This is a genomic window from Streptomyces sp. NPDC002734 (assembly GCF_040295685.1).
Classification (GTDB): Bacteria; Actinomycetota; Actinomycetes; order Streptomycetales; family Streptomycetaceae; genus Streptomyces.
On sequence record NZ_JBEOVU010000026.1, the window covers coordinates 69,324 to 82,239 of the forward strand.

At 74.0% G+C, this 12,916-nt stretch carries 12 protein-coding genes; 6 read left to right on the top strand and 6 right to left on the bottom strand.

Annotated elements, in window-relative coordinates; translation table 11 throughout:
- Positions 1 to 222 precede the first annotated feature (222 nt).
- Positions 223 to 1,101: a fructosamine kinase family protein gene (locus tag ABT026_RS22465; RefSeq protein ID WP_351116732.1), complete on the top strand. Its 879-nt coding sequence runs from the start codon at positions 223 to 225 to the stop codon at positions 1,099 to 1,101.
- 87 nt (positions 1,102 to 1,188) lie between these two features.
- Here the strand turns inward: ABT026_RS22465 and ABT026_RS22470 are convergent, their stop codons facing one another.
- Entirely contained in the window at positions 1,189 to 2,067 is an 879-nt protein-coding gene (locus tag ABT026_RS22470) for a LamG domain-containing protein (protein ID WP_351116734.1), read from the bottom strand.
- Between the two features lie 518 nt (positions 2,068 to 2,585).
- Between ABT026_RS22470 and pyrF the strand changes: the two genes are divergently transcribed.
- Positions 2,586 to 3,272, top strand: coding sequence for an orotidine-5'-phosphate decarboxylase (gene pyrF / locus ABT026_RS22475; RefSeq protein WP_351116737.1), 687 nt, complete (start codon positions 2,586 to 2,588; stop codon positions 3,270 to 3,272).
- Between the two features lie 33 nt (positions 3,273 to 3,305).
- On the opposite strand, the gene ABT026_RS22480 is transcribed toward pyrF, so the two are convergent.
- Complete coding sequence (locus tag ABT026_RS22480) at positions 3,306 to 3,758, bottom strand: Lrp/AsnC family transcriptional regulator (protein ID WP_351116739.1); 453 nt, start codon at positions 3,756 to 3,758, stop codon at positions 3,306 to 3,308.
- Between the two features lie 112 nt (positions 3,759 to 3,870).
- Between ABT026_RS22480 and ABT026_RS22485 the strand changes: the two genes are divergently transcribed.
- The gene (locus ABT026_RS22485) at positions 3,871 to 4,827 is read left to right on the top strand and encodes an SMP-30/gluconolactonase/LRE family protein (RefSeq protein WP_351116741.1); all 957 of its coding nucleotides are present in this window, start codon (positions 3,871 to 3,873) and stop codon (positions 4,825 to 4,827) included.
- A 98-nt stretch (positions 4,828 to 4,925) separates the two neighbouring features.
- On the opposite strand, the gene ABT026_RS22490 is transcribed toward ABT026_RS22485, so the two are convergent.
- Entirely contained in the window at positions 4,926 to 5,588 is a 663-nt protein-coding gene (locus ABT026_RS22490; RefSeq protein WP_351116742.1) for a DUF1707 SHOCT-like domain-containing protein, read from the bottom strand.
- A 356-nt stretch (positions 5,589 to 5,944) separates the two neighbouring features.
- On the opposite strand from ABT026_RS22490, the gene ABT026_RS22495 reads away from it, so the two are divergent.
- The 3 genes from ABT026_RS22495 to ABT026_RS22505 are packed head-to-tail and all read left to right on the top strand — an operon-like array spanning position 5,945 to position 9,366.
- Positions 5,945 to 7,051, top strand: coding sequence for a GNAT family N-acetyltransferase (locus tag ABT026_RS22495; protein ID WP_351116744.1), 1,107 nt, complete (start codon positions 5,945 to 5,947; stop codon positions 7,049 to 7,051).
- A gap of 51 nt (positions 7,052 to 7,102) precedes the next feature.
- Positions 7,103 to 8,554, top strand: a complete 1,452-nt coding sequence (locus ABT026_RS22500; RefSeq protein WP_351116745.1) for a glycosyltransferase family 2 protein — start codon at positions 7,103 to 7,105, stop codon at positions 8,552 to 8,554.
- A gap of 56 nt (positions 8,555 to 8,610) precedes the next feature.
- Positions 8,611 to 9,366 carry a polysaccharide deacetylase family protein gene (locus tag ABT026_RS22505; protein ID WP_351116747.1) on the top strand — a complete coding sequence of 252 codons (756 nt, stop codon included), beginning with the start codon at positions 8,611 to 8,613 and terminating at the stop codon, positions 9,364 to 9,366.
- Between the two features lie 18 nt (positions 9,367 to 9,384).
- Here the strand turns inward: ABT026_RS22505 and ABT026_RS22510 are convergent, their stop codons facing one another.
- Genes ABT026_RS22510 through ABT026_RS22520 form a run of 3 tightly spaced genes read right to left on the bottom strand, consistent with a single transcriptional unit; the run spans position 9,385 to position 12,778 of the window.
- Positions 9,385 to 10,632, bottom strand: a complete 1,248-nt coding sequence (locus ABT026_RS22510; RefSeq protein ID WP_351116749.1) for a glycoside hydrolase family 26 protein — start codon at positions 10,630 to 10,632, stop codon at positions 9,385 to 9,387.
- 29 nt (positions 10,633 to 10,661) lie between these two features.
- Positions 10,662 to 11,057, bottom strand: coding sequence for a hypothetical protein (locus tag ABT026_RS22515; protein ID WP_351116751.1), 396 nt, complete (start codon positions 11,055 to 11,057; stop codon positions 10,662 to 10,664).
- Positions 11,054 to 12,778, bottom strand: coding sequence for a glycosyltransferase (locus ABT026_RS22520; protein WP_351116752.1), 1,725 nt, complete (start codon positions 12,776 to 12,778; stop codon positions 11,054 to 11,056). Before ABT026_RS22520 ends, ABT026_RS22515 begins: the two co-directional genes overlap by 4 nt.
- Positions 12,779 to 12,916: the final 138 nt, after the last annotated feature.

The window sequence follows — 12,916 nt, forward strand, 5'->3', positions numbered from 1 at the left end:
GAGACGGCCCTCGCCCCTGTGACACGGCGGGGGGTGTGGCCGCCGGGTCCGCCGGTCCACCGGTTCACCCGGTCCGCCCGGTCCGCCGGTCCGCCCGTCCGCCGGTCCGTCCACGCGGAGGGGGCCGACGGCGCGCCGTCACGCCACTGCCGCGCCGGGCCCCGTCCGCAGGGCGGAAACCCTCTCGCGCCGCACCCGCGCCCGCCGCTAGCCTGCCCACTCGTGCAGACCACCTCGCTCCTCCTCGGCCGCCTCCACGACGCCGGGCTGACCGACGTCACCTCCGTGGAACCGGTGGAGGGCGGCATGGCCGCGGTCGCCGGCCTCGCCGTCCGCCCGGGCGCCGCGCCGCTCTTCGTGAAGTCGTTCGCGGACATCCCGGCCGACGACCTGTTCGCGGCGGAGGCGGAGGGACTCGGCGCGCTGCGGGAGCGCGGCGCACTGGCCACCCCTGACGTGGTGCTGGCGACCCGGGAGCTGCTGGTCCTGTCCGCGCTGGGCGAGCGCCCGGCCGGCGACGAGGCCTTCTGGGAGCGGCTGGCCCACGAGGTGGCGCGGCTGCACACCTCGACCGTGCACGACCGGTTCGGCTGGGAACGTGACAACTGGCTGGGGCGCTACCGCCAGGAGAACGCATGGACCGACGACGGGTACGAGTTCTTCGCCCGGCGCCGGCTGCTGCGGTGGCTGCCGGAGCGCCGCGTCGAGGCGGCCCTCGGGCCGGAGGACCGGCGGGCGCTGGAGCGACTGTGCGAGCGGCTGCCCGAGTTGCTGCCGCCCCGGCCCGCCTGCCTGACCCACGGCGACCTGTGGGCACAGAACGTCCTCGCCACCGGCGACGGCCGCCCCGCGCTGATCGACCCGGCCGTCTCCTACACGTGGGCCGAGGTCGACCTGGCGCACCTGTGGTGCTCCCCGCATCCGCCGGAGGCCGCGCGGTTCTTCGACGTGTACGCGGAGCTGACCGGGCTGGACGCCGGGTGGCGTGCCCGGATGCCGCTGATCCAGCTGCGGCAGTCCCTGGCCCTCGTCGCGATGTTCGACCACGACTGGGGCGCCGCGGACCAGATCCGCGCCCTGATCAAGCCGTTCCGCCACTGAGGTCCCGCCGGCGACGGCTCGGACGCCGGTCGCACAGGGGGCACGCCGGACGGCAACGGCCGGCGTGCCCCGCGCTCGAGCTCTGGTTCAGCCCCCGACCCCGGTTCCCGGAACCACGGTCGGCACGTCGAAGAAGCTGACCGACAGCAGGCCGATCTGGGAGTCGCTCAGCGCGCCTTCGAACGCCCAGACGTCATCGACCAGACCGCTGAAGTACGCGCCTGCGTCGGAGCCGCTGCCCGACCGGCCGATCTGGAAGGACGACGCCCCGAAGACGGTCACGTCTTCCGCCCACGGCTCGAAGGCCGCGCACGCGGCGTCGTCCGCCACCCCGTCTCCGTCGTCGTCGGCGCAGGCGCGCTCCAGCAGGACCCCGTCGACGTAGAGGCGGGCCTCCTTCGTTGTGGCGTCGTAGGTCACCGCCAGGTGCGTCCAGTCGCGGGCGTCCCTGACCTCGGCAGCGTCGACGACGACCACTTCGGCGTCGGATGCGTCCTGGTCGGCCACGGACAGCCGCCATGTGCCGACGCCACTGTCCGGGTTCCCCTCGTCCGGCACGAACGAGACCTGGACGGCCGGCCGGGTGCTTCCCTCGGCGCTCAGCACCGTGACGGTCTCCGTCGGCGCCGTGTCCGCCTGCGCCCAGGCCGTCAGCGTGAAGCTGCCGGTCGTGTCGACGGGCACCGTGGCGGCCGTAGCGTAGCCGGTGCCGTCCAGGGCCAGTCCGCCCACGTCGACCTGCCAGGTCTCCGTCGGAACGGCACCGCCGTGCAGGGTGAGCACGTTGGCCGTGTCGGCCTCGTCCGGAACGGTGACCGGACCGACGCCTTCGGTCGTCTCGAACGACCAGCGGGAGCTGACCGCTTGCTTTTCCGTGCCCGATGCTCCGGTTGCCGCGACCGCGGCGGCAGCCGGTACGCCCCCACTGAGCGCGGCGAGCGCCAGCACCGTGGCCAGCGCCCTCACACCACCGCGTACCCGGACCTCACTCGGCTCCCGACGCGGAACCGCCCCCCACATTCCCATGCACTGCCCCCATACCGATCGCGTTCAAGATCTTCGGAAGATCACATGACACCCGTCGTCGCCGTGGACTACAAGGGCTCATCAGCCTTTCTTGCAGCCGGGGGGCGAGAACGTCCGAAAGCACTCCTGAGGACGGTGAGGACGGACTCGGTCGGAGGCGGCGTCGCGACCCGGGTAGCGGGTCCTGCCGTCGGTCCGTGACGTGGCGATGCCGTCGACCGCCACGCAGATACCGAAGACCCGGTCGTGGCTCGTCCAGCTGTTGACGCGGCCGCGGTTGTCGCTGATCTGCACCCGCTCCCTGGCGGGGTCCACGGAGGACAGGTGGAGGTACACCGTCCCGGCGACGCACGGTGGCCGCGTCGGCGACCCTCTGCGCGATGGCGTCCCCATGCTCCCATTCGAGGATCGTGGCAGGTTCCGCCTCCGCGGCCCGGCGAATTGTTCACCATGGGGGCATGGAGACCGCCGGACACGTCATCGTCGCCCTGGACCACGACAACCGCGAGGACGCACGACGTGTCGTCGATACGCTCGGGGCCGAGTGCCGCTTCTACAAGGTGGGGCTCGAGCTGCTCACCACGGCGGGGCCCGATGTCGTGCGGGAGCTCGTCGCGCGGGGCAAGGAGGTGTTCCTGGACCTCAAGCTGTTCGAGATCCCGCACTCCGTGGTCGGAGCGGTCCGCGCGGCGGGCGCGCTGGGCGTCTCCATGGTGACCGTGCACGGCATGGGAGGGGCGGGCATCATGGCCGCCGCCGTCGACGCGGCACGCGAATTCCCGCGGCTGCGGGTGCTGGCGCTGACCGTCGTCACCAGCATGACCGACGCCGACCTCGCCGACGTCGGCGTGGCGGGTCCTACCGGCAGCCAGGTGCTCCGGCTGGCCCGTCTGGCCGAGCGGGCCGGATGCCACGGGGTGATCGCGTCGGCGGGTGAAGTGGCGGACTTGCGGGCGTGCTTGCCCGGCGACGCCCTGATCGTCACGCCGGGAGTGGCGGCGCCCGGCGACGCTCCCGGCGACCACGCCCGTTCGGGCACACCGGCCGCCGCCTTCGCCGCGGGCGCCTCCCACGTCGTCGTGGGGCGGGCCGTCACCCGAGCCGCGGACCCGGTGACGGCCCTCCGCCGGCTCCGGGCCCACTGACGGTCGCCTCAGCCGGCGTGCCGTCAACTCCCGTCACGCCGCGCCGGGTTCCGCAGGGGACACCGGCCGTTCGAAGAAGGTCTCCAGGACCACCGTGGCCTGCGTCCCGCTGACCCCGTCGATCGCGTAGATCCGCCGGAGCACGTCCTGGAGTCCCTCGGTCGTGGCCGTCCTGACCTTCAGCAGCACCGACGCGCTGCCTGCGATGACGTGCGCCTCCACGACCTCGGGCAGCGCGGCGAAGGCACCGGCCGAATCGCCCATCCAGGAGGTCGAGTCGACCATCACGTAGGCCAGGATCCCGCTGCCCACCGCCGCCGGGTCCACCTCGACGGTGGTGCGCCGGATGACGCCGCGCTCCCGCAGCTTCCGCACGCGCTCGTGGGCCGCCCCGGCGGAGAGGCCGACGGCCTCCCCCAGCACCGCGTAGGACCGGGTGGCGTCCTGCTGGAGCTGCGCCAGCAGCTGCCGATCAATGTGATCCACAACTCTCCATTCGGAAACATCTTGCGTTCACCATATCTGATCCTGCAATCATCGGCGCGCGCCGAAAACGCTTCGGTCGGGCCGGGTAGCCCGGATGGGGAGGACGACCAGCATGGCCAGTGAGCGCCCAGCGCTGTACGAGATGTTCGACGAACGGTTCCGCGCCGGCCGGTGCATGAACGGTGACGCGGACCTGGAGGTCCTGTACACCGGTTGCCGCTGGGCCGAGGGCCCGGTCTACCTGCCCGCCTGGCGGCAGGTGATCTGGAGCGACATCCCCAACGACCGCATGCTGCGCTGGGACGAGGCGACCGGCGCCGTCGGCGTCTTCCGCAGCCCCGCCGGGCACACCAACGGCAACACCCTCGACCGCGAGGGCCGGTTGATCTCCTGCGAGCAGGGCAACCGCCGGGTGACGCGGACCGAGCACGACGGCACGGTCACCGTCCTGGCCGACCGATGGCAGGGCCGGCGTCTGAACAGCCCCAACGACGCGGCGGTCAGGTCCGACGGCTCCGTCTACTTCTCCGACCCCGACTTCGGCATCACGAGCGACTACGAGAGCCACCGCGCGGACAGCGAGATCGGCGCCCGCAACGTCTACCGCGTCGACCCGGACAGCGGAGAGGTGCGGCTGGTGGCCGACTGCTTCGGCGCGCCGAACGGCCTGGTGTTCTCGGCCGACGAGCGGCAGTTGTTCGTCTCGGACACCGGCGCCGGCTGCATCCGGGTCTTCGACGTACGCGAGGACGGTTCACTGTCGGACGGTCAGATCTTCGCCACGGCCCAGGACCGGGAGAGCGCCCGTTTCGACAACCTCCGCTTCGACGACGGGGGCCGGCTCTGGGCAGCGGCGATGGACGACGGCGTGCACTGCTACGACCCGGACGGCACTCTGATCGGCCGGCTCGTCGTCCCCGAGGCGGTCTCCAACATCGCCTGGGGCGGGGCCAAGCGGAACCGCCTGTTCATCACCGCGGAGACCAGCCTCTACTCGGTGGTCATGGCCGTGACGGGCACCCACCCGACCGGCCCGGGGCACCGGCCCTGGCCGGCGTCGGGGCGATAGCCGGCCGCCCTCACGTCGGGGCGACGGCCCGGCGCCCTCCGGTCCGGGCCCCGGGGCTTCGGCGCCCCGGGGGCGGGGGCCGGACCGGGACAGGCGGCTCAGACGTCGGCGGGGCGGGACGCCGGCCTGCGCAGCAGCCACTGGCCGAAGGTACGGCGCGCCGGCCGCACCACGATCCGGCCGTGGGCCTTCTTCCCGGCCAGCTCCACGCGCAGGACGGTCGGCACGCGGGCACCGGCCGGGTCCCGGCGGTGTACGACGCGGCAGTGGGCCAGCTGCATTCCGTCGGTGTCGACCTCGACCCCCGGCCTGGTGATCAGGGTCAGGGTCTTGCCCGTCATCTTCACCTCGACGGACAGGCTGTCGTGGGTGATCACGGCGTCGGTGAAGTCGAGGGTCAGGTGGCAGAAGGTCACGTCGAGTTCCATCCGGCGCGGCACCACCCAGCGACCCGTCCGCGAGATCGCGCCGCTGTGCACCTGCTTGATCCGGACGAGGTCCTTGACCTCCTCCCCCACCGCGACGCCGGCCGCGGTCGACACGGGGGGCAGGTCGGCGGTGAGCGGGGCCAGGTCGCCGAGGGTCCGGGCGGAGAGGGCGATCTCCAGCCGCTCGTCCAGTTCCTCCGCCGTCAGGAGCCCGTCCCCCGCCGCGATGCGCAGCACGTCCACCACCCGGTCCCGGTCCGCGTGGGAGGCGCGCAGCTCGGGTGACGAGCCGGCTCCGAAGGGTTTTCCGGTGGGGGACATCTCACCCGACATGCTCGCGTCCTGCTCCTGTCAGAAAGGGCCTCCGTCGCGAGACGCACGACGCCGCGACCGGAAGGCCAACGCTATAGCGCGACAGGGCCGCGGGTCACCGGGGTGGCCCCGGTCGACCGCGGCCGGGCCGGGCCGCTCCCGTGATCACCGCAGCCACTTGAGCCCATGCCGTCCGTACCGTCCCGGTGGTGGCACAATGCGCCGGTTGCGCGCTTCTCCACGCTTGGTCACGTCCTGCGACGGTATCTACCGGGAAGCCCCCGACCGCTGTACGATCCTCGCGGTGTCCACGGGCCGGGGGGTCCGGAGGCCGTGGGGGCTTCGACCGGGGGGTCATCGTGAGCGGTGGACGACGTGTGCGTGTACTGAGGCCGGGGCAGCTCGGGGCGGAGGAGACCGAGACCTGGCGTGAGCTGCGGGCCAAGTCGGGTGCGATCAGAAATCCCTTCATGGAGCCGGAGTTCGCCGTCGCCCTGGGGCAGGTCAGGCCGCGGGCCCGGGTGGCGGTGATCGAGGAGAGGGACGACGGCGGACGGGACGGCGGCAGCGCGGAGGACGGCGCGGGCATCGTCGGGTTCCTGCCCTTCGAACGCAGTCCGTGGGGCAGCGGTAGGGCGCTGGGGCTCGGGGTCTCGGACCTCCAGGGGGCCGTGCTGCGGCCCGGAACCGCCCTGGGCGCCGACGAGTTGCTGCGCGCCTGCTCGCTGAACAGCTTCACCTTCGACAACCTGGAGGACGGCCGGACGCCGTTCACGGGCCACGTCACCGCCTCCTACCCCTCCTACGTCGTTGACGTCGGGGAGGGCTACCCGGCCTATCTGGAGGTGCTGCGGGGCCAGTCGCCCAAGTTCCTGCGGACCACCCTGGCCAAGGAGCGCCGCCTGGGCCGGCAGGTCGGGGAACTGCGGTTCGTCTTCGACGAACGGGACCCGCGGGCGCTGCGGACGCTGATGGCGTGGAAGTCGGCACAGTACCGCCGGACCGGGCGGCGGGACCGGTTCGCACAGGAATGGATCAACCGCCTGGTGCGGACGCTGGCCGCGACCCGGGCGCAGGAGTGCGGGGGCGTGCTGTCGGTGCTGTACGCCGCCGACCGGCCGGTGGCCGCGCACTTCGGGCTGCGGTCCTCGACGGTGCTGGCGTGCTGGTTCCCGGCGTACGAACCGGAGTTGGCGAAGTACTCCCCGGGCCTGATCCTGCACCTGCGGATGGCCGAGGCGGCCGCCGGGGCGGGCATCGGGCTGCTGGACATGGGGCGGGGGGCCGCCGAGTACAAGGACGCGCTGAAGACGGGTGAGTCGACGGTCCACGAGGGGACCGTGATCCGTCCCGGGGTGGGGGCGGCGCTGCACTGGCTGGGGCACGAACCGGCCCGCCGGGCGCACGGCTTCGTGCGGCGGCGTCCCCGGCTTCAGGCGCTGGCCGCGCGGAGCCTGAGGACGGTCGGAAGGCTGCGGGGCTGACGGCGCGCGCTCAGGCGGCCGCACCGGGAGGCGACGACAAGGGGGACGCGCGTGATCCGTACGACACAGCGGGAGATCGACAGATTCCTGGCCGTCCGCCCCGTCCAGGTGGCGGAGCTGGAACTGGGTGCGACGGCGGAGGCCGGCGACGGGGCCGCTCCGCCGCTGCTCCGCCCCGGCCCGGGCAGCCCGCCGCCCGGCCCCGGGGAGGTGTTCGCCCTGGTCCGGCGCGGCGGCGTGCCGGTGGGAACACTGCTGGTGACGGTGGCGGAGGACGCCGACCCCCGGGACGTGGTCGCCGAGGCCGCGCGGCGGTTGCCGTCACCCTCGCCGGAGGAGTCGCCTTCACGGGAGGAGTCACCTTCGCGGGAGGAGTCGCCTTCGCGGGAGGAGTCGCCTTCGCGGGAGGGCGGCCTCCCTCCGGGCCGGCCGCCCCGCACCACCGTGGTCGTCGCCACGCGGGAGAGGGCGGAGCAGCTGGCCAGGGCACTCGACTCACTGCTCGCGCAGGACCACCCTGACTTCGACGTCGTCGTGGTGGACAACGCGCCCGTCACCGCGGCCACCCGGGAGCTGGTCGCGGGCACCTACGGGGAGCGCGTGCGGTACGTGCGCGAACCCGTGCCGGGGCTGGCGCGGGCGCACAACGCCGGTCTGGCCGCGGCCTCGGGCGACGTCGTGGCGTTCACCGACGACGACGTGGTCGCCGACCCGCGCTGGCTGACGGAGCTGAGCAGCCCGTTCTCCCTCGACCCGGGCCTCGGCTGCACGACGGGGCTGATCCTCCCCGCCCGGCTGCGCACCCCGGCCCAGGTGCTGCTGGAGAGCAACGGCGGCTTCGCGAAGGGGTTCACGCCCCGCGTGTACGACCCGGCCGACCCGCCCGCCGACGAGCCCCTGTTCCCGTTCACCGCGGGGAGGTTCGGCTCCGGTGCGGCCATGGCGTTCCGCACCACCGCGCTGCGCGCCGTCGGCGGCTTCGACCCGGCGACCGGTACGGGCACGCGGGCGAAGGGCGGGGACGACCTGTACGCCTTCGTGCGGGTGCTCGCCGAGGGCCACCGCCTGCGGTACGTGCCGCGGGCGCTGGTCTGGCACCACCACCGGGAGACCTGGCGCGACCTGGAGAACCAGGCGTTCGGCTACGGCGCCGGGCTGACGGCCTACCTTACGGCGGTCATGGTCCGCCGCCCCGCCCTCCTGCCCGCGCTGCTGCGCCGGCTGCCCGCCGGCCTCGCGTACGCCCGGCAGCTCACCGCCGCCCGCGACACGGACCGCGGTGGCACGGACCACGGTGGCACGGACGGTTGGGGCACGGGCCGCGGGGACACGGAGGGCAACGGGGGCACGGAGGGCGGCGGTACGGCGCCGGGCGGACACGACCGGCGCGACCATCCCTGGCCCGGGCGGCTCTCCCGGCTCCAGCGCCGCGGCATGCTGTACGGGCCGCTGGGCTACGTCCGGGCGCGCCGCGCACTGCGGCGGGCGGTGACCGCCCGGTGAGCCCGGCGGGGGCTCCGCGAACGGACGCCGTCCCGGTGCTGCTCTACCACGCGGTGATGGACGACCCACCCGGGTGGATCGCCGAATTCACCGTCTCTCCAGGGCAGTTCGCGGCACACCTGGACGCCGTCGTGGACAGCGGCCGGACCCCCGTGACGGTGAGCGCGCTCGCCGACCATCTGGCGGGGCGGGCTCCGCTGCCGCCGCGGCCGGTGGTCCTCACCTTCGACGACGGCTTCGCGGACCTGCCCGGCCCGACGGCGGCGGCGCTCGCCGCGCGGCGCCTGCCGGGCACCGCCTACCTCACCACGGGGGCGATCTCCCCGTCCGGCCACAGCCTGCTGCCGCCCGCGCCGATGATGCGGCTGAAGGAGGCGCCGGTGCTGGAGCAGGCCGGCCTGGAGGTGGGCGCCCACACGGTGACCCACGCCCAGCTGGACACCCTGGGCCGCGACGCCCTGCAGCGCGAACTGCGCGACTCCAAGCGGGTGTTGGAGGACACCCTGGGGCACACGGTCCGCCACCTCGCCTACCCCCACGGCTACAACAGCCGGGCCGTCCGCCGGGCGGCGGCGCTCAGCGGGTACGAGACGGCGGCCGCGGTCCGCCACGCGTTGAGCTCGCAGCGGGACGAGCGCTACCGCGTGGCGCGGCTCATCGTGCGGCGCGGTCACACCGCCGCCGACGTCGAGGCGTGGATGCGCGGGGAGGGCGCCCGGGTCGCGCCGTACCGGGACGGGGTGCTCACCGTCGGCTGGCGCTGGTACCGCCGGGCCCGCGCCACCGTGCGGGGACCCGAGTTCGCGGGGTGACCGGCGCCGGGGACGGCGTCACCGCGCCGGCTGGTGGAGGTAGGGGTCCGAGGCCAGCCGCCGCATCGCATCCCAGGCGTCCTGGTCGGCCAGGGAGAGGTCGCAGTGCGGGCCGGGGTCACGTGAGTTCCACTGGAGCGCGGCCTTCACCCCGTCCAGTTCCCTGAGGACGTCCGGCACCTCGCGGTACCAGTCCGCCTGCCGTGAGGGCCGCCGCGTGTCGTAGGCGGAGCCGAACTCGGAGAGCATCAGCGGCTTCTCGTCGGACAGGTGGGTGCGGATCCAGCGGTGCACCGACCTCTGCGTCTCCGCGAAGGACATCCACCGAGTGTCGTGGCACTTGTAGTAGTTGTACTGGTTGTAGCCGATCCAGTCGACGTAGTCGTCGCCCGGGTAGAGCTTCTCGATCAGGTCGTGGTGTCCCGGGTAACCCGTGGTGATCCACGTCCAGACGACGTTGTCCACGCCCAACTGCCGGAAGCGGTCGTGGATATGGCGCCACGCGGCGACGAACTCCCCGGCCGTGCCGCTCTCCGGGACCCGGGTGTCCATCTCCAGGTCGAAGGAGAGGAACACCTTCCGCCCGTCGCCGCCCTCGCCGTACTCCTTGATCCGGCGCGCCTGTACGTCGATCACCTCGGCGTCGTACGTCCCGGCGGCGATGTCCGCCCACCGGGGCTGCTCCGCCTTGGTGCCGCCCCAGACCTTGCTCTCCCAGGAGAGCAGCAGCATGCGGTCCTCACCGAGCTTCTGTTCCTGCTCGGTGAGCAGCTGCCCCTCCAGGCGGCCGGAGGTCACCTCGGACATGTCGTGGTACGTGTACACGATGTCCAGGCGGCGGCCGACGCGCCGCTCGTACGCCTCGACCTTCTCCCGCAGGTTCGACTTCTCGTGCGGCACGAACGCGCCGAACCAGGCGCCGCAGCGCGGCTCGAGGAGGCCGGTGGCGGGCCCGCGGCACTCCGGGCCGGTGTCGGGCCGGTCGGTGCCGGCCCTGACGGCCAGGGTGGTGAGCAGCGAGGCGCAGACCGCGGCGACGGCGAGGACGGACCACCGGCGGCGGCCGCGCGGGCCGCTCCACCGCGGCCGTGCGTGGCGTGGACCACGGGTGCCCGCCGCCCGCGCTGCCGTGGTGGCGCCCATCCCCGCGGTCGTGTCCGCAGCCGCGGTCGTGTCCGTGGCCGGGACGGCGTCGTCGGCCGGGGCGGCGTCGTCGGCCGCGGTGGTGTCGGCGGCCTGGGGTCGGGGGCGACGGGGGAACCTCACGAAACCGGCCTTCCTCGGGCATCCTCGGGTCAGGACGGGCGTGTCCTCGGGCAGTACGCGGCGAGCATGGTCATCAGGGTGAGCAGCAGCAGCACCCGCCGCCCGCTGAAGGCCTGCGCGGCCAGCAGGGTGGTGGCCGTGACGGTGACGACGGCGAGACTGACCAGCGGCACCAGGAGCAGCCGCTCCAGGAGGCCGGACCGGCCGGCGAAGCGGGGGTCCCAGCTGTCCTCCGGCCCCACGGCGGACGGGACGCTGAGCGCGGGCCACCAGATGCGCACCAGTGCGGCGCCGGGGCCGGCCGCCAGGAACACCGCCACGGCGGCGACGCGCGCCGGGGAGCCGTCGGGCAGGGTGAGCGCGCCGACGGCCAGCCAGCCCGCGAAGGGCGGCAGCATCCGTGTCAGCAGTTCCCGCGCGGTCATCGGGCGTCCTCCTCGACGGCCCGGACGTCCAGCTCGTACACGGCGCCGGCCCGGTTGTGCGCCACCCGCCGGAAGTACGGGGAGGTGGCAACGGACTTCTCGACGCGCCGCCACTCGGCATCGGTGAGCCGGCCGTTCATCTCGGCGTCGGCCCGCTGTCCCTGGGTGAGCAGGAGGTAGGCCCGGCCGGGTTCGGCGACGTCCTTCATGTCGAGGGCGAGCGTGCGGGCGGGTCGCGCGAGGATCCGCTCGACCTTCGCCCGGTCCTCCTCCAGGAACCAGTAGTGGTCGAGCCGCCAGTAGTCCCCGTACGCCCGCGGGTAGTTGCGGTTGGCGGCGGCGACCAGGGATCCGTCGGGGGCGCTCTCGACGAGGTCGCCGACCAGGGCGGCCTCGGCGGGCGGGAAGTAGCTCAGCCGGTCCTTGCCCGCGTAGCTAGGCACGAACGCGAGGGTGGTGGCCAGCACCACCGGCAGTGGCAGCCAGAGGAACCGCGCGGGTGCCGGGCGCGGCATCGTCCCGCCCGGGACGCCGGTCCGCGGCAGCAGCGCTGCGGCGGCGAAGAACGCGGCGCCGGGCAGCATGAACATCAGCACCCGGAAGATCATCTCGCTGCCGTAGCCGTTGGCGGCGATCAGCAGCGGCGGGACACCGGCGAGCAGCAGCAACGGTCGTGCGTGACGGCTCAGTTCGCGTCGGCGCAGCGCCCCGAGGAGGGCCAGCAGCAGCACCGTGCCGGACAGGGCGCGCGCCGCCCAGGAGGCGGTCACGGCTCCGGTCCCGGTGGGGGTGGTGCCGTAGCCCGTCTCGACGTTGGCGCCGATGTCGCCGACGGAGGCGAGCATCTCGGGCAGCGCGGCGGAGAGGAAGGGCAGCGAGGCGGTGAGGTTCCAGGCGGCGAAGAGGGCGACGGCGGCGAGGAACGGTAACCGGTCGCGGTGCCGGCGGGTGAGCGCGAGCACGCCGAGCGAGACGATCAGGACCACCGGCGTGAGCTGGTGGGACAGCACCACGGGGATCATGACGGTGATCAGCACCGTGGTCCACACGGCCTGCCGGGGGCCGTGCTGCCGCGCCCCGGGGAACCGGCGCAGCACCAGGGCGATCACCGTGAGGTGCAGGGTGAGGGCGAGGGACTGCGGCGAGAAGTAGTCCTGGCCGACCCAGTTGCCGACGCAGAAGATCCAGACGCCGGTCCAGATCAGCCGCCGGTCCTGGGTGAACGTGCGGTAGATCAGCACCAGCGGGGCCAGCACGAGGACGCTGGAGACCAGCGGCCACCAGCTCATCAGGGTGAGGGTGTTCTCCACGCCGGCCAGGCGGACCGCGGCGGCCTGGCCGGCGAAGAAGCCGGGCCACTGGTCGTAGACGGCCATGTCGCCGAGTTCCGCGCCGGTCCGCAGGCCGCCGTCGGTCAGCAGGTGGCCGACGACGGCGTCGTGCTTCCACGCCCAGGCGTACAGCGGGGTCGGGTAGACGAGGGCCTGGGTGGCGCGCTGCACGACCAGCAGGCCGAGCACGTACGCCAGGGACCAGCCGTCGGCGCGGTCGGGGCGGCGGACGGTGAACCAGAACCCGGCGGCGAGCACCGCGAGCCCCGCCCAGTAGGCCGGGTGCACGGCGGTGACCAGGCCGAAGTCGTCCAGCGTCGTCACGTCGGTGGCCCGTACGGCGTACGCCCACAGGGCGAGCGCGGCGGCCAGAGGGCCGGCGGGCCACACGGCGCTCCACCGGCGGCGCGCGGTGGAGCGCGGGTGGGGGCCGCCGGAGGGGCCCCGGGGGGCGGCCTGGGGCGCGCGGGGGTCCGTGCCGCCGGGCGCGGCGGCCTCCGGCGGGCCTCCGGCCCCCTCGGGGCCCCT